Source organism: Methylorubrum populi (assembly GCF_002355515.1).
Classification (GTDB): domain Bacteria; phylum Pseudomonadota; class Alphaproteobacteria; order Rhizobiales; family Beijerinckiaceae; genus Methylobacterium; species Methylobacterium populi_A.
In genome coordinates, this window is record NZ_AP014809.1 from 102,876 (window position 1) to 123,073 (window position 20,198).

Annotated in this window: 19 protein-coding genes and 1 tRNA gene; 7 read left to right on the forward strand and 13 right to left on the reverse strand. The window is 62.6% G+C overall.

Annotated features, from left to right (window positions below; all coding sequences use genetic code 11):
• Window positions 1-155 precede the first annotated feature (155 nt).
• Together MPPM_RS00495 and MPPM_RS00500 are read right to left on the reverse strand one after the other, a co-directional pair.
• A protein-coding gene (locus MPPM_RS00495; RefSeq protein ID WP_096482775.1) for an IS5 family transposase occupies window positions 156-910 on the reverse strand; the annotation gives its coding sequence in 2 pieces (ribosomal slippage) (window positions 156-595 and window positions 595-910; 756 coding nt in all).
• Between the two features lie 70 nt (window positions 911-980).
• The gene (locus MPPM_RS00500) at window positions 981-1,787 is read right to left on the reverse strand and encodes an AraC family transcriptional regulator (RefSeq protein WP_162296242.1); all 807 of its coding nucleotides are present in this window, start codon (window positions 1,785-1,787) and stop codon (window positions 981-983) included.
• Between the two features lie 883 nt (window positions 1,788-2,670).
• Here MPPM_RS00500 and MPPM_RS00505 point away from each other — a divergent pair.
• The 7 genes from MPPM_RS00505 to MPPM_RS00530 all read left to right on the forward strand — a co-directional run bounded on the left by MPPM_RS00505 (window position 2,671) and on the right by MPPM_RS00530 (window position 9,012).
• Window positions 2,671-4,023, forward strand: a complete 1,353-nt coding sequence (locus MPPM_RS00505) for a transposase (protein ID WP_096482896.1) — start codon at window positions 2,671-2,673, stop codon at window positions 4,021-4,023.
• A gap of 370 nt (window positions 4,024-4,393) precedes the next feature.
• On the forward strand, window positions 4,394-4,963 hold the full coding sequence (locus MPPM_RS00510) for a tyrosine-type recombinase/integrase (protein ID WP_096482898.1): 570 nt from the start codon (window positions 4,394-4,396) through the stop codon (window positions 4,961-4,963).
• Between the two features lie 159 nt (window positions 4,964-5,122).
• Complete coding sequence (locus MPPM_RS29415; protein WP_506992360.1) at window positions 5,123-5,374, forward strand: hypothetical protein; 252 nt, start codon at window positions 5,123-5,125, stop codon at window positions 5,372-5,374.
• A 110-nt stretch (window positions 5,375-5,484) separates the two neighbouring features.
• Complete coding sequence (locus MPPM_RS00515; RefSeq protein WP_244573434.1) at window positions 5,485-6,657, forward strand: hypothetical protein; 1,173 nt, start codon at window positions 5,485-5,487, stop codon at window positions 6,655-6,657.
• Window positions 6,658-6,868: 211 nt separating this feature from the next.
• Complete coding sequence (locus MPPM_RS00520) at window positions 6,869-7,627, forward strand: alpha/beta fold hydrolase (protein WP_096482903.1); 759 nt, start codon at window positions 6,869-6,871, stop codon at window positions 7,625-7,627.
• A gap of 69 nt (window positions 7,628-7,696) precedes the next feature.
• Entirely contained in the window at window positions 7,697-7,870 is a 174-nt protein-coding gene (locus tag MPPM_RS00525) for a tyrosine-type recombinase/integrase (protein WP_017482993.1), read from the forward strand.
• A 224-nt stretch (window positions 7,871-8,094) separates the two neighbouring features.
• Complete coding sequence (locus MPPM_RS00530) at window positions 8,095-9,012, forward strand: HNH endonuclease (protein ID WP_197705064.1); 918 nt, start codon at window positions 8,095-8,097, stop codon at window positions 9,010-9,012.
• 140 nt (window positions 9,013-9,152) lie between these two features.
• Here the strand turns inward: MPPM_RS00530 and MPPM_RS00535 are convergent, their stop codons facing one another.
• The 11 genes from MPPM_RS00535 to MPPM_RS00580 form a co-directional block, all read right to left on the reverse strand.
• Entirely contained in the window at window positions 9,153-9,770 is a 618-nt protein-coding gene (locus MPPM_RS00535; RefSeq protein ID WP_197705065.1) for a DUF4145 domain-containing protein, read from the reverse strand.
• A gap of 759 nt (window positions 9,771-10,529) precedes the next feature.
• Window positions 10,530-11,429, reverse strand: a complete 900-nt coding sequence (locus MPPM_RS27705) for a hypothetical protein (protein WP_157914060.1) — start codon at window positions 11,427-11,429, stop codon at window positions 10,530-10,532.
• Window positions 11,430-12,023: 594 nt separating this feature from the next.
• Entirely contained in the window at window positions 12,024-12,719 is a 696-nt protein-coding gene (locus MPPM_RS00540; protein ID WP_017482992.1) for a hypothetical protein, read from the reverse strand.
• 150 nt (window positions 12,720-12,869) lie between these two features.
• Entirely contained in the window at window positions 12,870-14,192 is a 1,323-nt protein-coding gene (locus MPPM_RS00545; RefSeq protein WP_096482909.1) for a tyrosine-type recombinase/integrase, read from the reverse strand.
• Window positions 14,193-14,394: 202 nt separating this feature from the next.
• Window positions 14,395-14,471: transfer RNA gene (locus MPPM_RS00550), tRNA-Met, on the reverse strand.
• A gap of 103 nt (window positions 14,472-14,574) precedes the next feature.
• Window positions 14,575-15,816: a tryptophan synthase subunit beta gene (gene trpB / locus MPPM_RS00555; protein ID WP_096482910.1), complete on the reverse strand. Its 1,242-nt coding sequence runs from the start codon at window positions 15,814-15,816 to the stop codon at window positions 14,575-14,577.
• A 142-nt stretch (window positions 15,817-15,958) separates the two neighbouring features.
• Entirely contained in the window at window positions 15,959-16,606 is a 648-nt protein-coding gene (locus tag MPPM_RS00560; RefSeq protein ID WP_096482912.1) for a phosphoribosylanthranilate isomerase, read from the reverse strand.
• A 21-nt stretch (window positions 16,607-16,627) separates the two neighbouring features.
• The gene (locus tag MPPM_RS00565) at window positions 16,628-16,993 is read right to left on the reverse strand and encodes a LapA family protein (RefSeq protein WP_096482914.1); all 366 of its coding nucleotides are present in this window, start codon (window positions 16,991-16,993) and stop codon (window positions 16,628-16,630) included.
• A 212-nt stretch (window positions 16,994-17,205) separates the two neighbouring features.
• A complete protein-coding gene (ihfB, locus tag MPPM_RS00570) occupies window positions 17,206-17,514 on the reverse strand; it encodes an integration host factor subunit beta (RefSeq protein ID WP_003600667.1) in 309 nt (102 codons plus the stop codon).
• A 46-nt stretch (window positions 17,515-17,560) separates the two neighbouring features.
• A complete protein-coding gene (gene sppA / locus MPPM_RS00575) occupies window positions 17,561-18,529 on the reverse strand; it encodes a signal peptide peptidase SppA (RefSeq protein ID WP_096482916.1) in 969 nt (322 codons plus the stop codon).
• 326 nt (window positions 18,530-18,855) lie between these two features.
• A complete protein-coding gene (locus tag MPPM_RS00580) occupies window positions 18,856-20,139 on the reverse strand; it encodes a putative sugar O-methyltransferase (protein ID WP_244573436.1) in 1,284 nt (427 codons plus the stop codon).
• Between the last annotated feature and the right edge of the window lie 59 nt (window positions 20,140-20,198).

Here is a 20,198-nt window from a genome sequence, read left to right on the forward strand (position 1 = left end):
AAGAGCTCCGCGCAAATGCGGATACCTGACGTGGGGGCTTTCGCCCTCGACCCGGTCTTGCGCTGGTTGCACCTACATCTGGGCCGGGCGACGGGAATTCCTTGAACGATACGACGGTCCCGCGAGACGGGGCCGCGTCCTAGGTCGCAGACTCATTAAGCTCGGAGCCAGACGCGGACAGCTGCGAGCTTGACGCTGGCGAGGAAGTTTTCCGGATCCTTGTCGTATCGGGTCGCGACCGCGCGGAAGTGCTTGATCTTGCTGAAGAACCGCTCGACCAGATTGCGGTACTTGTACAGGAAGGCGCTGAAGGCGGGCACGGTCTTGCGGTTGGGCATCGGCTTCACGTTGGCCCACGCTCCCTGCTCGGCCAAGCGCTCGCGCCGCGCATCACTGTCGTAGGCGCGATCACCCAGAAGGGTCTGCCCTGGGCCGAGATCGCCGAGCATGTCGTCGGCCGCCCGACCGTCATGCGCTTGGCCTTCGGTGATCTTGAGCGCGATGGGCCGGCCCTCGGCATCCACCAGCGCGTGGATCTTGCTCGTCAGGCCGCCGCGCGAGCGACCCATGCCACGGGATCGGTCGTCTTTTTTTTAGCGCAGCCCGCGTGCTGATGCACCCGCACGCTGGTGGCGTCGATCATCTGCAGGTCGCCCTCGTAAGTCTCTGACACGGCTTTCAGAAGTCGATCCCAGACCCCGCGCTTGCGCCAACGCCGGAAACGGTTGCCGCACGTCGTGTGCGGGCCGTAGCGCGCCGGGATGTCGGCCCAGGGCGCGCCCGTGCGCAGCCGCCAGAAGATCCCGTTCAGCACCCGCCGGTCGTCCGCCCGCTCCTTGCCGCGAACGTCCGTCGGAAGAACCGGCTCGATCGCCGCCCACTCCGCATCCGTCAGGTCAAACCGCGCCATTCGTGATCCTCCAGTCCTGAAGGACCAACGACACAGCCGCTCAACCGTGCCGCCGTTATGAGTTCACGACCTAGCTCGGTCGGGGTCGCGGCGAGATCGGGTGGGCTTCGCTCGCGACGACCCTCATGTTCGCGAGCGACGAGGGCTTGCATCCGAAGGTCGCCCGGAAAACCCGGCTGAAATGCGCGCCGTCGGCGAAGCCGGCCTCGACCGCGGCCGACGTCACCGAAGCCCCGTTGCCGAGGCGGCGAATGCCAAAGAGCAGGCGCCGCCAGAGGAGGTACTTCCTGAGCGGCATGCCGACCTGTTGGGTGAAGAGCGCCGAGAACCGACTCGGAGAGAGGGCGACCTGGTCGGCAGCCTCGTAGCGGTTGGCCAGCGGTACCGGCGCGGAATCGATGAGATCGACAACCTCTGACACGCGGCGGTCCAGCCGCGGCAACTGCGGCAGTCCGTCGAGCCAGATCGAACGCCAGAGGTCGAGCAGCGCCCATGCCTCGTCATGGGTCGGCTCCGAACGGTCCATCTCGCGCAGCAGTGACACCAACCGCTCGTGCCCCTTGCCGTCCACGGAGGGGCGGACCTGCGCCAAGGCGCGGGCCGCACGGGTTTCAGGATCCACCCACAGGAAGGCGGTCCTGCCGGTCGCGATGACGCGATGATGTTCGAGTGGCGCGAGGACGCCTGCCTCGGGACCGATGCCCGGGGCGCGCGCCGTCTCGATGCGCATATGGCCTTCCAGCGGGATGGCGACCTCGAACGCCCTGTGGCGATGCAGCCGCTGATCGGTGGCCTGGCCGAGGAACAGCGCCGCCCCGGGGAACAGGAATGCCTGCCGCGACGTCCGTCGAGCGCCGATTGACCCCTCAGCCAGCATCGTCACCGTCCCCATATATGCTCACACGTACATATATAAGTCCGCGCAAGTTGCAAGCTTCAAAAGGCTGCGGGACGGACGTGCACGGGATCCTGCCGCGGAAGGTCGAAGCTTGGTCGTCCGGATGACCAAGGAGCGGAATTCGGGCCCTTTGTGCAACGGCGCATGATGCGGGTACGGGTGCGTCTGCCGGGCGCGATGCGGATCGGCGACCCTGCGCGTCACAGACTTCCGGCCGAGGCCTCGATCAGAGAGACGACCGCCGGGTTGGGCTTACGCCTGATCGAGCGGGCGCTCGCGTCCGAGATGGGCGGCAAGGCCGGGATCGACTACCGCCCGGCTGGGTGCGGTTCACGCTCGAGGCGCCGTTGCCCGAGCGGCTCGCGGTGGTGCCGGACGTCGAGTTCGCCATCTGACGGCACGCGCGGCTAGGGCCGGCTTGGTGGTTACCGCCACAGGGCGGGACTTCGCCAAGGATGCCCTTGGGGAGGTCAAGGCGATCAAATCCAGCGCACGCAAGACCTAAATCAGCCTCAGGTTGACGATCGTATCCTCCGGTTAAGTTGGATCTGCTTTAAGAATAACTTTGAGTTGCAAAACATATCATTGGTCCGGAGCGCAAAAACTGGGCGTCAGCTTGCGCCAGCATCAGCAGCGTCACGCCCGATTCGCAACTTGATGCAGACCTTCAGTGGTATGATGTGGATGGTCCTGAGGACGGCACTCTGAGCCCATTAAATTAGCCGCGCTGAACGTCCGCTTGCCCGCAATCTGAGCCTAACAGCAGCCATTCCGCTTTCGGCCGATTTTGTTGAAAAACTCGGCTGTTGCAGCGGCATTTGCGAGGTGATTCACTGCCTTTGTGAGGCGGGGATCGACGCAGATGATGGGACCTCGGCAAGTCGAGCAAGGTGCTCTGTTCTACGAGTTCTCGCTCGACACCCACGTTCCCGCTGACCATCTACTGCGCTCCATCGACCGCTTCGTCGATCTCACTGGCCTGCGCCAGGAGCTGGCCCCGTTCTACGCCTCGACGGGCCGCCCCTCGGTCGATCCCGAGTTGATGATCCGCATGCTGATCATCGGCTACTGCCTCGGCATCCGCTCCGAGCGCAGGCTCTGCGACGAGGTCCACCTCAACCTCGCCTATCGCTGGTTCTGCCGGCTCGGTCTCGACGGCCGGGTGCCGGATCATTCCACCTTCTCCAAGAACCGCCATGGCCGCTTCCGCGACAGTGACCTCTTGCGCCGCCTGTTCGAGACCGTGCTGGCCCGCTGCATCGCCGAGGGCCTCGTAGGTGGCGAAGGCTTTGCCGTCGATGGCAGCCTGATCAGGGCCGATGCCAACCGGCAGAAGGGGGTCGAAAAGTCTGCCGGCCTGCCGCCCGAAGCGGTGAGCCGCGCCGCTCGGGAGTACCTCGCTGTCCTCGACGAGGCCGCTTTCGGGGCAGCAACGCCGGTGCCGCCCAAGTTCATCTCGCCCGCCGATCCGGCCGCGCGCTGGACGGGAGCGCACGGCGGGCAGGCGTTCTTCGCCTACACGGCCAACTATTTGATCGACCTCGACCATGCGATCATCGTCGACGTCGAAGCGACCACGGCCATCCGACAAGCCGAGGTCACTGCGGCCAAGCGCATGATCGAGCGTTCGCGCGAGCGCTTCGACCTCTATCCGGCCAAGCTGGCGGGCGACAGCGGTTACGGTTCGGCCGAGATGCTGGGCTGGCTCGTCTACGAGCAGGGCATCGAGCCGCACATCAGCGTGTTCGACAAATCGACCCGCACCGACGGCACCTTCTCACGCGCCGACTTCACCTACGACCGGCCGGACGACGTCTATCGCTGCCCGGCGGGCCAGGTGCTGACCACGACCGGCACCCGGGTCAACGACGGGGCGACGCTGCTGTATCGCGCGAGCAAGTTCGACTGCACGCCATGCCCGTTGAAGGCGCGGTGCTGCCCGAACGAGCCGAGGCGCAAGGTCCCGCGCTCGATCTACGAGGGCGCACGGGACATGGCCCGCGACATCGCACGCTCGGAGGAAGGCAAAACCTCACGGCGCGAGCGCAAGAAGGTCGAGATGCTGTTTGCCCACCTCAAGCGCATCCTGAAGCTCGACCGCCTCCGGCTGCGAGGGCCGAACGGAGCGAAAGACGAGTTCCACCTCGCAGCCGCTGCCCAGAACCTCAGAAAGCTCGCAAAGATCATCCCGGTCCCGCAGCCGAGCCCAGCTTGACCGGCCAGGCACCTACGAGGCCCGACGACAGACGCCCATCCCGTCCGACGGTGATCGCGGCAGCCATCGGGTTTTTCAACAAAATCGGCCAGGTGCGGTCATTTTAAGCCGTCCGGATTACGGGTTAGCAGACGCTTCCACAGCGCATTGAGAAGGGGGCGCGCGAGCAGCGGGTGTCGCTCTCGAGCTCCCAACGGCTGCTCGTGTCGGGCGTTGTTCTGAAGCAAGCGCAAAACATCATAAAAGTTAGTTTTTCTGAGATTTACAGCTAAGTTGTTGAACTTACTGAGCGCAGGTATGCACTCGCTCTTAGTTCATTTTGGAAACATCATACATTGCTATTAAGGCGCACAAAGTATGAGGTTTTCAGATGCCGCAGGCCCAGGTGCCCACTGAGGCTGAACTAAAACGGCTTTTGGCCGTCGCAAGTCAGGGCAGATATGGCCGTCGGAATCGAACTGCTCTGATGCTGAGCTACATGGCGGGTCTGCGCGTTGGTGAAATTGCCGCGCTCCGCTGGGGCGACCTCGTAGATGGCGAGGGCAAGGTACGCGAACAGCTCCGGCTTAGTGCGGCCGTGACAAAGGGTGGACACGCGCGAGTTGTCTTCATGAACGCTCGCCTCCGACGGGAGATCGAGCAGTTCCGATCCAGCCTGATCGAAGCGCCACAAGCTTCGCAGTCGGTCCTCATCACGCAGAAGAGGTCGGCGTTCAGCGCCAACGTTCTCACGCAGTTAATGAGGGGCTTCTACGTACAGGCTGGCTTGGATGGTGGCTCAAGTCACAGCGGCCGGCGCTGGTTCATCACTCGTCTGGCCCACGCTGGTATCTCGCCCAAGGCGATCATGATGCTGGCTGGCCACCGGCACCTCTCGACCACGCAGCGCTACATCGACGTTAACGACGAGATGATGCGCGCCGCCGTAGAGGTGCTCTGATCGAGCGTTTCTACGTCCAGGCTTCACGACTTTTCAATTGACCGGTGCCACGATCGCTTTGTCCGATCTTCTCACAGTTTCGTGGGAGGGGCTGTCTTCGAAGCCGGCGAGGTTCTTTCGACCTTAGATCGGTAGGGCAAGAGTGACATGGTGCTGAGTATGCCTAACGATGCCGACACATGTGAGCTATGGGCGAACAAGGCATGGACGCCGGTCGACGTGGCAAGCGTGCTTACAAAATATACGGGACGCAAACTACGCTGTCGGGAATGTCACGGAGCGGTGCGCGCCCATAGTGCGGGCAAGGATGGTATGCGACCGCATTTCGAGCACCTCATCGGCCATTCTGGTTGCTCTCTCGGCCACTATTTCAACGGAACGCAGACTCGCCACCACAAAGCTTTGGCGTGATTGCTCTGTGGACCTTCAGTTAAAGAATTGAAACAGCATCTATGAGTCGGCAACATAGCGCTCCTATCCTTATATCACCCAATTCCAAGACCGGCGTTCCACTCACGCCCTTGAGCCAGCAGGCGAGCGCCGAGGCTGTAAGCGAAGCGGAGATTCAGGCACTGGTGCACGCGCATCCATGCTGCCTGCCTATCAGCGAAATCGATGCAATTTTCGCCAGTCCGGTGGCCATCTGCAGAGAGCTGCAAACGCCAGCTGGTCCGATCGACAACCTACTGATCACTCCGACCGGTCTGCCAATTCTCGTAGAGTGCAAACTCTGGCGAAACCCTCAGGGCCGTCGTGAGGTGGTCGGCCAGATCCTCGATTACGCCAAAGAGCTGAGCCGCTGGTCGTCATCGGACTTACAGCGCGAGGTCTCTCGCTGTTTGAAGTGGAAACTGCTGCAAGATCCTGTCCTCAGCTTGGTGCGAGAGGCTGGCCACGAGGTGAATGAGATTGAGTTCAACGACAATCTCACCATCAATCTTCGTCGAGGCCGTTTCCTTCTGCTCATCGTTGGCGATGGCATCCGAGAGGGTGTTGAGGCCATCGCAGAGTACCTCCAGGCTCATGCTGGTCTACATTTCTCATTGGGTCTTGTAGAGCTGCCGATTTTCACGATGCCCGATGGAGGGCGCCTCGTCACACCGAGGGTGTTGGTACGAACGACGAATATCATCCGCAACATCGTTGCTGTTCCAGAGGGTTTCGCGCTTGGCGAGCAAGGCGACCTGGATAATGCCGCCAGCAAAGCCGATCTTGATCCTGAACGTGCAGTTCTAGGCGACGCTCGCTTTGAGTTCTGGAAGGCATTTCTGGATCAGCTCAAGCTGGATGATCCAGAGCAGCCTAGACCCAACCCAGCTCGGCAAGGCTACATCTCGGTATCGATGCCTGCTCCTAATGGCAGCTCTTGGCTAACAGTCTATCGGGACATGCTGAAGAACGAAGTCGGCGTCTTCCTATCCTCAACGCGCGGTACCGTAGGGGAGCGCGCAAGCCAAGCTATTGTTGAAGAATGGGATAGCGTTCGCGAAGAACTTGGCGGCTCGGCGCGCCTTTCCACGGATCCCTACGGCCGGCAGCGGATCGGCGATAGCGCCTCGTTTGGGGCGTTGGATGATTCTGCCATCAGGCAACAGGCGTTCGTCTGGCTCGCCGAGCGTGTGAACCGCTTCATCAACATTCTTCGACCCCGGGTACGCTCTTTCGTAGCCGATGAGACGGCTTCGCAGGCATAGCGAGCAGCCGCTCATCCGCCGAAAGAGCGTGGCGGCGATCGGCAAAAGCGAGTGGATGAGGGTGTTTGTACGGTGGACCGTCGCGGCGGGTGCTGCGTTGCTGGCCGGAATGGCCCTCGTCCGATCGGCAGCCGGAGGGCGTGCGGGCCATGGGCACAGAGTACGACTTAGTCGACTCGCGGCGAGACACGACCGCGTCGGTGGCATCACAATGCACGCCCGTGTTTCGGTCGATCCCGTATCGGACGACTGCCTGCCGGTGATCCTAGTTCACGGCCTTGGGATGTCGAGTCTCTACATGATCCCGCTCGCGGAGCATCTCGCCCCTCATATGCGAGTCTACGCGCCTGACCTGCCCGGCTTCGGCCTGAGCGATAAGCCGTCTGGGGCGCTCACGGTTGGCGAGCTTGCCGACGCACTGGCTGCCTGGATGCAGGAGGTCGGACTGGAGCGCGCGGCTTTCATCGGCAATTCGCTCGGCTGCGAGGTGCTGGTCGAACTGGCAGTCAATCACCCGCAGCTTGTCGACCGCCTTGTGCTGCAAGGGCCGACGCCGGACCCGGAGGCACGAGGCATCATCCGGCAAATCGCGGGCTTCCTCCTAATCGCGCCGTTCGAGCGCTGGTCGCTCGCCTGGGTAGCACTCGCCGACTATGCCCGTGGTGGGATCAGACGCTACATTCGGACCTTGCGCAGTATGGTGGACAATCGCATCGCGGAGAAGGCGCTGCGGGTCTCCCAGCCCACGCTCGTGGTCTGGGGCTCGCGCGATTACATCGTCCCCTATGAGTTCGTAACGAGCCTCGCCGGCGCCCTGCCTCGTGGTCGCCTTGCCGTCATCCCCGCCGCAGCCCATGGGATCAACTACTCGCATCCGGAGGCATTTACGGCTGTCCTTCTGCCATTCCTCCTCGCCGCACGAGAGAGGCAGGGCGCTCAGGGCCATATCCCGAGATTTGGCACAGGCTGACAATCTGCAGTAAGCATTCAGCGCTAACGTTCACACGCAGTTAAGAAAGGCTTCTACGTCCAAGCTGGTTTGGACGCTGCCTCAAGCCATAGCAGCCGGCGCTGGTTCATCACCCGTCTCGCACATGCCGGGATCTCGCCCGAGGCGATCATGATGCTGGCTGATCACCGGCATCTCTCGACCACGCAGCGCTACATCGATGTGAACGACGAGATGATGCGTGTCGCCGTGGAGGGGCATTAAGCCTCGTGTTGCCATCAAGAACTGAGGCGAGTTCTTGGCTTTGACAGAACTACCCATGGTGAGTGCCGACGCGCGATCGGTGATTAGCAGATCATGATCACGGCACTGGCGAGCGAGATTACCGGTATGAATTCATTTTAGTCAGTCGAGGTTGCGCCCGAAGCACCGTCCGATTATCCATGCCTTCTGACTTGTCTGTACCATGCAGAAGGGTTTCGAGGCTAGTGGCGGCATATTGGCTAACGTTCAAACAGAAGGACCGAACGGCCCCACGCGGCTGGCCCCTGGAGGAGCTTCAAGCACTCGTTTCCCGCTTCGAGGCTACCCCTTCAACTGCAACTGAGTGGTGGCGCATCTCCTCACATCGCTCCGCAAAGCCGGGTGATCGCGTCTTTATTTTCAAACAGGGACAGGGAGCTCGCGGGATCTTCGCGTCAGGTACGATTGTAGGTGGTCCTGAGGAGCGTGAAAGCATCAACGACAACGATGGCCTTGCGTGGCGTGCTCTCGTCTTGTTTGATCAGCTTGTTGATCCAACTAAAGATTTCCTGATCAGCTACGAGGACCTACAGCACCTCGTGCCGAAGGAGCTCGTTGAAGCGCAGGCAAGTGGAAATAGCGTTCCGCCTGAAGTTGCGGAAGAGTTGGAGCGCATGCTTTCCAGCGCGGAGCACGGCTTTGGCCAGATCGACGGAACCCATGGCGATGACGGCAGCTTCGATCCAGCCTCTGCTAGTCAGCCAGAGCGTGCTGTAAGAGCAATTACAGTTCGCCGTGGGCAAGCTAATTTTCGGAACGCTCTACTGGATGCTTACGCACGCCGATGTGCCATGACGGCTTGTAGCGTCGTTGACGTCCTCGAAGCGGCTCACATCACTCCTTACATGGGTGCAACCACGAACCATGTAACAAATGGATTGCTATTGCGAGCCGATCTCCATACTCTCTTCGATTGTGGGCTTCTGTCTGTCGAGCCTATATCGCGGACGATTGTCATCGGCGCAGGTCTAGTAGGTTCGACTTACGAAGCTCTAAGTGGACGCAAGCTCCGCGCTCCAAAAAATCCATCGCACAGCCCAAGTCAACGATCCCTGAAGCGGCATTTCGACTCTTTCAACCGCCGGAAAGCTGGCACGCCTTAATGACAATAAAAATACACTTACTAGTTATAGGCATTACAACCGCACCTGTCTTACATTTTTTATTCGCATGGGAATCTAATGGATAACAATCTCTACTTTTTCACGCATTCGGCGCATTGGCCGCCGGCCGCGGCGAATAATTACGTATCGCGGCCTTGATTTGGCTTGATTCGGCGCGCTTTAAATTCCTCGAAGCGGTCTCTGTATGAGAACATATAGTCCATGATCGCAGCGGTGAAATCGAGGATATCTTTCGCATCTGGCTGGCTTATCGTGAGACCTGCTCCGTGGGCCGCCTCATTGCCGGCCAGCCGTAGTAAATCAGACCATTGGAAAAGTCGGTCATCGATAAGCCCTGAATCAAGCATCTTTTTCAAAGAACTAGCAAGCGTTCGTTCGCTCACGCCGTGCGCTTCACAAATACCTTCGAGCGTCTTCCTGCACATTATTGCTGATGCTGTGTACGCATCAGCGCGATAGCAGCTGCAGGCCTCATCGAAAGCCTTTCGAATATTCTGGGAGGCCTTAGGGTTAGCAAGAAGATCGGAAGTCGGATATACGAGTTGTGGACTATTCCAAATGTCACCGTCAGCCATGTTCCCAATGTTGGTCTGGCGAACCAAAATTGGCGATGAGCACTGTGGGCAGGAAAGCAGGGAAAAGAGAGATGACGGTCCCTGTCCCCTCGAGAGTTGCTCGAAAGTGCCACGAACGGTGGCATCAACGTAAGACCGGCAGTTGGTGCATTCGATGATCATCGGGCTGCCTTGGAGCGGACACGGTCGTGGTCGAATTGTTCAAGGCCGTGAGTGGCGGAGCGCCGCAACCATTCAGCCATAGCCGCAACGCGGTGGTGGTTGGCTTATGATAGGGCGGCAATCTCGGCCAATGCTGAGCGGGCGTCATACAGTTCGAGCGGAGTCAGTCTGGGCCGCTCGTTCGGCGTTGGAATCTGAGCGCCGACCGGGAGAAGCACGCGCGGTGTTCGGTTGCTATCGGTCAACCGGGTAGCAACGAGAGTCGCGCAAAGTCCTCCGAAGGTGCGTACTCGATGAATATGCCCTGGATTGAGCCGATAAGCGGTTCCGGCGACATGACGGGTTTCCGTGTCCTGCCGGAGGGAGCAGCGCCGGCCGGTCTGTCGAAGTTGCGATGCGCTGTCAACATAGTTCACTTCGAGTAGTTCGTAGGGGCCGTCACGGTGCTCCTCAGCGACAAAGGTTTCGTGCACCAATTCGCCGGCAACTACCAGGGAGTTGAGCTCGTACGAATGATCGTGAATGCCTGCTACCGATTCCACAGCCGAAGCAACGTAGGATGCCGGCCAGAGATGATATCGAAGGCCAACCCCTTCGTAAGGTCTATCGGTCGCGTACACAAAGCCAAGCGGGTGCATCCGAGCAGCCGTCGGAAGCAGTTCTTCCATCCGGACGCGGAAGAGTTCTGCCAGTCGTCCGAATACCGCCGGCTCGAGTCGCCTTATGTCCCTCCCTGACACAAGGGCCGTGATAACCTCATCATACATAGCGAGACGCTTTCGAAATCGCTTCCCGGGCGGCCGCAACGACCTCGTCGGTGAAGATCGGTAATCCTCGGACAGACGATAGGAGCTCAGGTGCGAATCCATCTGCGTCGGCCGGCATGGCAGCGGCGTCATCCCAGGATAATAGTCTTGACTGCGCTAATTCATTCTCGACCGCGTCCTGCAGCATGTCGAAATAGGGATTGTGCGCATTGACCAGGATGGCGGGCAGTTTTTTTGCGTCGCGTGTTACAAGGCCGCCAGCTGAGGACAGATCATATCGTAAGACTGGCACGGTGCGACTCAAGCCGATCTCCGCTTTGAGGTAAGGGTTGGCTCGACAGGCTTGGACTGTGGCGACTACTGTCGCGAGTACGTTGGCCGCAAGTGTATTGTCGTCGGCTGCTTCCCCCAGCCCTATTTTCAGGCGTCGATAAAGTTCCCCACTTCCTGCCTGGCAGGGATCTGGAAGCACTACCTTGACGGTTATGCGCCGACGTCGAGCGCGCGCTGCCTCGTCGAGCTTCGGAAGAACGACAGATCGGAAATAGTTGCCGCTCCGGCCCCAGAACCAGTAGTTGGAGATATCCTCACTCGCCCGGATGATCTCATCGCCAATTTCGACGTCGCGCAGAGGAACGACTTCGGCGTTTCGCAGACCGGGAGGTGTGATGTAGACGTAGAAGCCGTAAACCACCAGGAATGCCGCAACGCTGGTCGCAAAATTACCAAGGAAATTTGTCGATGCCTCTCGCCAAGCCGCATGATCCGGGCCGAGTGCTGTAATAAGCCATAGCAAGACCAGAAGTCCTGCTAGAAGTAGACAAAACATGACAAAAAATCTGCGTATTGTGTAGCGGCTGCGGAGAACAGCGCGTAGGGAGGGGTCGATCATATTGGTATTCGGCGCTCTGGGAGCAAAGGGTAGGTCGGGGGTTAGCGCTAAACTTCGAACGTGGCTCAATTTCGGCGCTGCCGAAGTGCGAGTGAGCTTTGCACGTTTGCATGTCAGATGGGACCGGTAGCGACCTTTGCGACCGCCAACATCTTCTATGTGATCGTGATTATGCTCATTGCAAACGAAGATTGCTCCCGATGCGTTGGTTTGAGTCAAAAGTTACTTTATGGTCGGCTGGAGCTGACTCCCTTTGGTGTCGGGAGCTCTTGATGAAGTATCGTTGAAGCCTGACGCTTCGGTTCCGCGGCGACTTGCAATGTCCGGTAGGCGGCTACTGCGGTCTTGCTTTTGAGGTAACCCGCGGGGTCGCGGGCACGGGTATCGCTACAAGGTAGTGACAACAATGAGCCCGATCACGAGCGCGAACAGTAGGCAGACAGCGAGAGGACCTTCAGCTTCGGCCTCCACGACGAGCGGGATACGGACGGACAATATGGAACGCTTGGGCATCGTCTTGCCTGCTGTAGGGTGTCGCTAACCCTGACGATGCCGAGGTTGCCGTCGTTGCGCACCTAAATTCGCGCGCAACGCTCATCGGCCAACGCGGTTGAGTGGAAGCATCTGTCCGTTCTCATCGTAGAACGTCGCCCAGCGATCGCTGGCCTCCTCGAGTTCGCCCGGCGCGAACCAGCGTTTTACCGTGCTGGGCGCGACATTCAGGTATTGGCCGAGGAGCCGGAAAGTTGGCGTGATGCCCTTGGCTTTAAGCTGTCCAGCAAGGATTTCAGCGCTGCTTTTCTTGTGCCGAACCTCGCGCTCCTGCTCATACTGCGGCTTTGGACCTCCCAAACGCTCCCTGATCAGCACGATGAGATCGCGAGGAACTTCAAGTTCATCGTTCCAGCTCATTGCGTCGAGGGAGCAGCTGATCACCCAATCGATCAGGCGGTCGGGGATAGCCATACCTCGACGGATAAGATGCGTCTGGCCGGCGCCGTCCATCTGCCGAGCCTCGATCATCTTTTCCATAAGGCGCAGCGAAACCTCGCTGACCGCCTCTGGGTCGGCGTCCAAGATGCCGCCTAGGAGATCAGGGTCGATTCCGTAACGCTCAAACTCTTCCCGCATGTAGAACATGGACTCGAGGCCACCGATCACGGCAACCTCGATTCTAGCGCCCGGCTTCTCGCGACGGAGCCTGACGTAGTGCTCAATGGACGGATCAGTCTTGTAGAGTTTGGTGAGGTCGTCGACCTGTTCTCCACCGACAATGCCTTCATCGCCCATCGATTAACCCCCGGAACTCCTGGATCATCCGCTGTGATAACAGGTCACCCCATAGGACCTTAGACGTTCGGCTCGCGGCGAGTCGCCGAACCTATCGTGTCGTTAGAGCCCCCTCCGATGAACTTCCATAGCCCTTCCGGAGATGCCTGTTCAGGCGCGCGTCCACTCCGGTCGCAGCCGGTCCACCACACGCTCGAGCCGCACCTGTCCGTAGTGCTTGTCGATCATAGCGAGTGAGGTCCGGCAGTTCCGGGCTACGTCGAGCACCTCAGCCCCGTTCGCCAGCTGCTCGCTGATGTAGAAGTGGCGCAGCGAGTACGGGGTGCGCTTGATACCGCGGTGATCCCGTTCCAGACCGGCTGCCTTCAGCAGCTCGGTGAAGCCGTTCGCCACCGAGCTGATTCGCTTGCCCTGGTCGCTCGCGAACACTGGGTCCGAATCAGCGGGTTCTCGGCCGAGGCCGCGCTCGAACAGCATCCACAGCGTGTCGAACCACGGGATCGCTGCCTTCTGCGGAATGGCCTTGCCGCTCTTGCCCTTGCCCCGCACCTGCAGCCGGATGTCCCGATCATCCACGCTCTTGTCCCTGCCGGCGCGGTAGCCCAGCACGTCGCCCCAGGTCAGGTTGTACATCTCGGTGGGGCGCAGGCCTGAGAACGCGCCGATCATCACGTAGGCGTGCAGCACGGTACGATCGCGTCGTGTATGGTCGTCCAGCCGCTTGATGCGCCAGCTGCGCCGGTCGCTGGCCCGAACCTCGGCGCCAGTGCCGTCCATCATGGGATCCACCAGCCGGCTGAGGCTCGCCGCCTCCAGTTGGGCGAACTCGTGCGGCTCGAAGCTCGGCCGCCGGTTGTCGGGCGAGCGTCGGGCCTTGATGCTGATCTCCGGAGGGGTCTTCAGATAGCCCTGCCGCGTGGCCCAGCGAAGGAGCGCGCGCAGCACCACGGTCTCACCGCGCTGGCGGCTCAGGGACGGTGCAGAGCGTCGTACGGGCCGGCGCAGGCGGTGACCGCCGCGCTCGTACTCGATGTGCGTGACGAGCTTGCCAGGGCCCTCGGTCCAGTAGGTGCGCCGCCACTCCGCGTAGCGCTCGAGATCGGCCTCGGTGACCGCGTCGACGAGCTTGACGCCGAAGTAGCCCACGAAGTAGCGGCGAATCACTGCGGGCTCGCTCTTGCCCTGGTCGGGCCGCCGCTCACCGCGCTCCACCTCCCGCAGGATCTGCGCGATATAGGCCTCAGCCACGCTGTCGAAGGTATGGGTCTTGGCTGTGAGCCCCTGCCTGGCGCGGTAGGTGGCCTCGTACCAGATGGCTTCAGCCTTGCACTCAGCCTCTCTGCGGTCATCCGTGTCGAGGGAGCGCTTGAACTGCCCCTGGCCCTTGATGCTGAAGCGCACCTGCCATCGGGTGCTGCCGGCACGCTGGAACAGCTGGTAGCGCTCGGCTTGGGCGTTTGCAGGGGTGCTCACGATGCGGCCCTGTCTGGTTACTGCGGTGCAGGGGACTGCGCTAGAAGTGCGCTAGGCTGCTCCGTGAGCTCCCAGCAAACCGTTACGCCCGCACGATAATTTTTTCGGCTGCGCTAGCGCCGTTCTAGGACTTAAAGCCGAAACCCGCAGAGAGCAAGGCAAACAAAAACCCCGCTAAGTGCTTAGCGGGGTTGCATAAATTTGGTAGCGAGGGAGGGATTTGAACCCCCGACACAAGGATTATGATTCCTCTGCTCTAACCAGCTGAGCTACCCCGCCACGCTCGCGGACGGCGCCGAGGCGTCGTCCGGTGGGCGCGGTATATGGAGAAGGGCGTGGCGGTGTCAACGGTCTGTTGCGACCCCGGAGCCCATTCTCCCGCTCAGAGCGTCTGTCCGAAGATCTGGGCCACCTGGGGGATGTCCTTGTCGCCGCGTCCGGACAGATTCATCACCATCAGGTGGTCGGCCGGCTTGGCGGGGGCGAGCTCCAGCACCTTCGACAGCGCGTGGGCGGGCTCCAGGGCCGGAATGATGCCCTCGAGCAGCGAGCAGAGCTTGAACGCTTCCAGCGTCTCCGAATCGGTCGCCGAGAGGTAGGTGACGCGCCCCATCTCGTGCAGCCACGCATGCTCCGGGCCGATACCCGGATAATCGAGGCCCGCCGAGATCGAGTGCGCGTCGGCGATCTGCCCATCTTCGTTCATCAGGAGATAGGTGCGGTTGCCGTGCAGCACGCCCGGTTTGCCGCCGGTGAGCGAGGCGGCATGGAGACCGCTCTGGACGCCGTGACCCGCCGCCTCGACGCCGTAGATCTCGACCTCGCGGTCATCGAGGAAGGGATGGAACAGCCCCATGGCGTTCGAGCCGCCGCCGATGCAGGCGACGAGCGAATCCGGTAGGCGGCCCTCCATCTCCAGCATCTGCTTCTTGGTTTCGATGCCGATGACCGATTGGAAGTCGCGCACCATCGCCGGATAGGGATGGGGTCCGGCCACGGTGCCGATGCAGTAGAACGTGTCGGCGACGTTCGTCACCCAATCGCGCAGGGCCTCGTTCATCGCGTCCTTGAGGGTGCGCGTGCCCGACTGCACCGGCACGACCTCGGCTCCGAGCATCTTCATGCGGAACACGTTCGGCGCCTGCCGTTCAACGTCGACGGCGCCCATATAGACCACGCATTTCAAGCCGAACCGGGCACAGAGCGTCGCCGTGGCGACTCCGTGCTGACCCGCGCCCGTCTCGGCGATGATGCGCGGCTTGCCCATGCGGCGGGCCAGAAGGATCTGGCCGAGCACGTTGTTCACCTTGTGCGAGCCGGTGTGATTCAGCTCCTCGCGCTTGAAGTAGATCTTCGCCCCCTGTCCGGCCGGCGCCTGGGCGCGGAGGTGCTCGGTGAGGCGCTCGGCGTAGTAGAGCGGGCTCGGCCGGCCGATATAGTGGGTGCCGTAGGCCTCCATATCCGCCTTGAAGGAGGGGTCGGCCTTGGCCTCGGCGTAGGCTTTTTCCAGGTCGAGGATCAGCGGCATCAGCGTCTCGGCCACGAAGCGGCCGCCGAAGATGCCGAAGCGACCGCGCTCGTCCGGCCCGGTGCGGAAGGAATTGGGAGCGGGGTTCAGCGTCACGGGGACGGTCCTTCGCGAAAAATCGATTGTCGTCTCGCGTGCTAGACCCATGGGACGACGGCCGCAATGCGGCACAGCCGGACAAACGCTTCGGAGATTGCCGTCCGGCGATGCGGTCGAGAAACGGGTTCGCGGGCGGTGATCAGCGCCGGCGGCGCGCGGCGGCGACGAAGGCCGCGATTTTGGCCGGATCCTTTTCGCCCGGACGACCCTCGACGCCGGACGAGACATCCACGGCCGCAAGCCCCGTGCGCGCCAGGGCTTCCTCGACATTGTCGGCATTAAGGCCGCCCGACAGCATCGTGCCCGAGGTCAGGACGACGCCCTTCAGAATGTCCCAATCGAAGCTGCGCCCGTTTCCACCGGGCAGATCCGCACCCGCAGGTGGCTTGGCGTCGAGCAAGAGGCGGTCGGCCACGCCCGCGTAGTCCGGAAGCGCAACGAGATCCTGAGTTGCGGCGACGCCGACGGCCTTCATGACAGCTCGGCCGGTCCGGGCGCGGATCTCGGCGACGCGCTGCGGCGACTCCGCGCCGTGAAGCTGGATCCAATCCGGATCGAGCGCCTCGATCGCGGCCGCGAGGAGGGTGTCGTCGGGATCGACCAGAAGCACGACGCGCTCCGCCCTCCCCCGTGCCCGCCGCGCGAGGCGGCTCCCCTGTTCGAGGCTGACGTGGCGCGGACTCCGCGGAAAATGAACAAAGCCGACGAGGTCGGCACCCGCATCGAGTGCCGCGTCGAGCGTCGCCTCACCGCTGAGTCCGCAGATCTTGATCCGGACCTCGGCCATTGACGGGGATGCTCCGAAGCGTCAGCGCGCCGCCGGGGCCGGCAGCGCGGTCCGGGAGGCGGCCCCGGCGTAGCCCGGCTCGAAGCCGGGCGTGCCGAACGTCTTCAACTCGGCGGCTTCCTTGGCGAGGCGGTCGGCTTCCCGGCGATGGTAGCGCGCGCGCTGACGCGTCCCCGCCTGTCCGAGCCAGCTGCCGATCCCGCCGACCAGGATGCCGAGCGCCACCGCGCCGAACAGCACGGTGTAGAGCGGCAGAACGAGGCTGAACACCGGCTCGGGCGAGAAAGGATCGAAGGAGAGCGTCACGGGCTCGCGGTTGGCCACCGCGAGCAGGACGATCACCACCGCGATCGGCAGCAGAACCAGCGCTTTCAGAAAACGGATCATGCAACGGGTCTCCGACGAATGGCAGGAGCCTCGGCCGACCCCGCCCGGGGCCGCTGACGGCCTTCGAGCGGGCGCCGTTCGCGGCTCAGACCGCAGAACTAGAGCGCAATTCAACCTTGGGGATGGCGGCTCGACGCGGGGAGACATCGAACCGAACGGTCACGGCGCCTCTCGCCCATCGCGGCGGCGGCCGAGGAGATTCGGTCAACGCGTCAGGCGCTCGGTTGCTCATCGCCGATACCGGCGCGATTGAGCCGCAGCCGCATCTCCTTGCCGGTCTTGAAGACCGGAATCGCCTTCTCCGACACCGCGACCGACTCGCCGGTGCGGGGATTGCGACCGCGGCGGGCCTCGCGGCGCTTGACCGAGAAGGCGCCGAATCCGCGCAGTTCCACCCGGTCCCCCTGGGCCAGGGCATCGGCGATGGTGTCCAGGATCGCGTTGACGAGGGTCTCGACGTCGCGCTGGTAGAGGTGAGGGTTCTGCTCAGCGATCTTGAGCACGAGTTCCGACTTGATCATGCGGCTCTCTTCCGGGTGCGGTGCGGACGCGACACGGCGCGAAATCTTACGGAGCCGGGCGCCAGACGGCGAGGAGGCCGCCCTGGGCGGCACCCGCGGCTTCGTCCTCGACCGCACGAAGGCGGCTGGCGAGCCCGTCGAGACCGAGAAGGTCCGCGCCGATCCCGAGGGCCGACCACAGCTTGAAACCGCCCTCGGCCTTCGGCTTCCAATCCTTTACCGGAAGATTTGCTGGCACCTTGCGCTCCTTCTCCAGCCACGCCACGGCCTGGCGCTCGCCGCCGAGTTCATCGACGAGCTTCAGGGGCAAGCTCTGGCGGCCGCTGAAGACGCGCCCGTCGGCGACGGCGGAGAGCTGGCTCTCATCCATGCCGCGGCGCTCCGCCACCAAGCCCTTGAACCAGCCGTAGGTGTCGAGGACGATCGAGGACAGGGCGGCACGGGCCTCCGGCGAGGTCGGGCTGAAGCCCGACGGCTCTGCCTTCAGCGGCGAGGATTTCACCGACTCGACCTTCACGCCGACCTTGTCGAGCAGGCCCGAGACGTCCGGATACTGGAACAGCACACCGATCGAGCCGACCAGCGCGGTCTCGCGGGCGACGATGTGGTCGGCGGCGATGGCGGTGATGTAGGCGCCGGAAGCGGCTGTGCCGTCGACGAAGGCGACCATCGGCTTCTTCGCCGAAAGCGCGCGGAGGTTGCGGTAGAGTTCCTCCGAGCCCGTCGTCGTGCCGCCGGGTGACGAGATCGAGATCACCACGCCTTCGACCGAATCCGCCTTGCCGACGCGCTCGATCAGCTTGCGGGTCGATTCGCTGCCGGCGATGAAGCCGCCGATCGAGATCCGAGCGATCTGCTTTTCCGTCGCGGGAAAGAATCGTCCCTCGCCGACCCGGGCGCGATAGCCCACCGCGCCGACGGCGATGATCGCGGCACCGATTCCGAGCATCCGCCACAGCGTCAGCTTGCGGCGCAGACGACGGCGGTCGATGAGAAACTCGGCGTCTGCGGCCATCCGACGATCAACTCCTCTCCAAGCGGTCCATGCCGACCGTTGTTCTCTTGGGATCTCACAGGCCGCGCCCTGTCCGGACGCTGCCTTGTTCGATCCGCGGATCTGCCCGCCTCGCCGAGACGATCCCGCAAACTGTCCCGGCGCCAGGGCGGCCGATCGATCAGGATGTCGGCCAAGTCCTTGATGGGCTTGGATTCGATCCCGACCACCGAGTCCGGCTCGTGTTTAGCGCCGCCTGTGGCAGGCGGGCAAGAGCCTGTTCCGCTCCTGGCGGCACAACCGGGGCCCGCCGTCGCCGAAAGCGATGTCGTCGGAGGGCGCCAGGCTCAACGCCGAGCGTAGACTTCCTCGACATAGCCGTCGCGCATCCAGAAGAGCTGTCGGTTCAATCTCCGATAGCCGCCATCCGCCGCGATCAGATCGGGAACGACGACCTGTCGGAATTCTTCGGTGTTCGGTGCCGCCGCCTCCTGGTTGATCGAGTAGAACATCGGAGCGATGGCGCGAATGCGTGCGATGTACATCGCCGCCGTTTCCGGCGGCATTTCGGGAAGCGAGTCTTGATTGATGGCCAAGTCGTAGCTCTCGTTCCGCGCGATCTCCCACCACGGCAGGATGCGGATCGCGGCTTCCGGTTCGCCGGCCAGGGAGACGTCCAGGCCCGCCTTGAGCAGGAACCAGCCCTGAAGGACGTTGGTGAAGGGAAGATCGAGGATCGTGTAACGTCGGCCGGGGCGCTGCAGGAACCATGCGAGGCCTCCGAAGCCGCCGCCGATCTCGACCACGCGGCCGAACTCGCCGAGCTGTCCAACTCGCCAGGCGGCGTAGGCGTGGCTGAAGGCGTGCTCAGGCAGGATTCCCGCGCCGTACCGGACACCGAAGGGCGCGCCGACATCCGGAAAGGTCAGGGGAAAGCCGAGTTCGGCTTCGAGGCGGGCCTGCTTCACGCGGTGGGCCAGATCACCGGCCAAGGGGGCGGCGAAGTCGCCCTGCTCCGGTGAGCGGACAGGGGCGAGGCCGAGGGCCTCCGAGAGCCGCAGAAGACGGTCGCACCAACTCGCGGCGAACGGCGTCGGCGCATTGCGGGCCAGCGTCGCCATCGTCCGCCCCATGGCGATTCCGTGCGCGAGATGGGACTGGAACAGGTTGTTCAGCAGGTCGGCCAGTAGCCCGGTATCGCCGTTCCGCAATGCTCTATGGAATGCCGGGAAGCCCTGCATCCGGGCGGCCCACATGCCCTCGTTATCCGCCTGAGCCGGTGAGCGTCCGATACCGGATTGCCATGCGGCGATGAGCCGGCGCGCGATCGTCTCGTCCTCCGGGCTCGGGCGAGGCGCAGCGAAGGCGATTGCCGGCAGATCCGGCCAGGCACGGTAGGGGTACCGGTAGGTCCACGGTCCGGCGAGGCCGCCGCCGAGTTCGGCACTCGCGGCCGGTGGACGGTAGGGGCGGCCCTCACGACGACCGAAGAGACGGTAATGCTCTTCCGCGGAGGCGATGTGACCGGCCTCGACCGCCATCGCTACGTCGGCGTTCAGATCGAGGTACAGCGCGGGCTCGAAATCGGGGGGGAGCGGGTCGGGGCGGCGTCCGGCGGACTTTCCCCTCAACCATCTCAGGCCGGTGCCTAAGCTCGGGCGGCGGTGTGCCATCGCGCGCGCCTCGGGAC

Bases quoted from the DNA above. Each gene is read 5' to 3' on its own strand.
- MPPM_RS00500 (WP_162296242.1), bottom strand. From the start codon at position 1,787: ATGCTGGCTGAGGGGTCAATCGGCGCTCGACGGACGTCGCGGCAGGCA.
- MPPM_RS00505 (WP_096482896.1), top strand. From the start codon at position 2,671: ATGATGGGACCTCGGCAAGTCGAGCAAGGTGCTCTGTTCTACGAGTTC.
- MPPM_RS00510 (WP_096482898.1), top strand. From the start codon at position 4,394: ATGCCGCAGGCCCAGGTGCCCACTGAGGCTGAACTAAAACGGCTTTTG.
- MPPM_RS29415 (WP_506992360.1), top strand. From the start codon at position 5,123: ATGCCTAACGATGCCGACACATGTGAGCTATGGGCGAACAAGGCATGG.
- MPPM_RS00520 (WP_096482903.1), top strand. From the start codon at position 6,869: ATGCACGCCCGTGTTTCGGTCGATCCCGTATCGGACGACTGCCTGCCG.
- MPPM_RS00535 (WP_197705065.1), bottom strand. From the start codon at position 9,770: ATGATCATCGAATGCACCAACTGCCGGTCTTACGTTGATGCCACCGTT.
- MPPM_RS27705 (WP_157914060.1), bottom strand. From the start codon at position 11,429: ATGATCGACCCCTCCCTACGCGCTGTTCTCCGCAGCCGCTACACAATA.
- MPPM_RS00540 (WP_017482992.1), bottom strand. From the start codon at position 12,719: ATGGGCGATGAAGGCATTGTCGGTGGAGAACAGGTCGACGACCTCACC.
- MPPM_RS00560 (WP_096482912.1), bottom strand. From the start codon at position 16,606: ATGGCCGAGGTCCGGATCAAGATCTGCGGACTCAGCGGTGAGGCGACG.
- MPPM_RS00565 (WP_096482914.1), bottom strand. From the start codon at position 16,993: ATGATCCGTTTTCTGAAAGCGCTGGTTCTGCTGCCGATCGCGGTGGTG.
- ihfB (WP_003600667.1), bottom strand. From the start codon at position 17,514: ATGATCAAGTCGGAACTCGTGCTCAAGATCGCTGAGCAGAACCCTCAC.
- sppA (WP_096482916.1), bottom strand. From the start codon at position 18,529: ATGGCCGCAGACGCCGAGTTTCTCATCGACCGCCGTCGTCTGCGCCGC.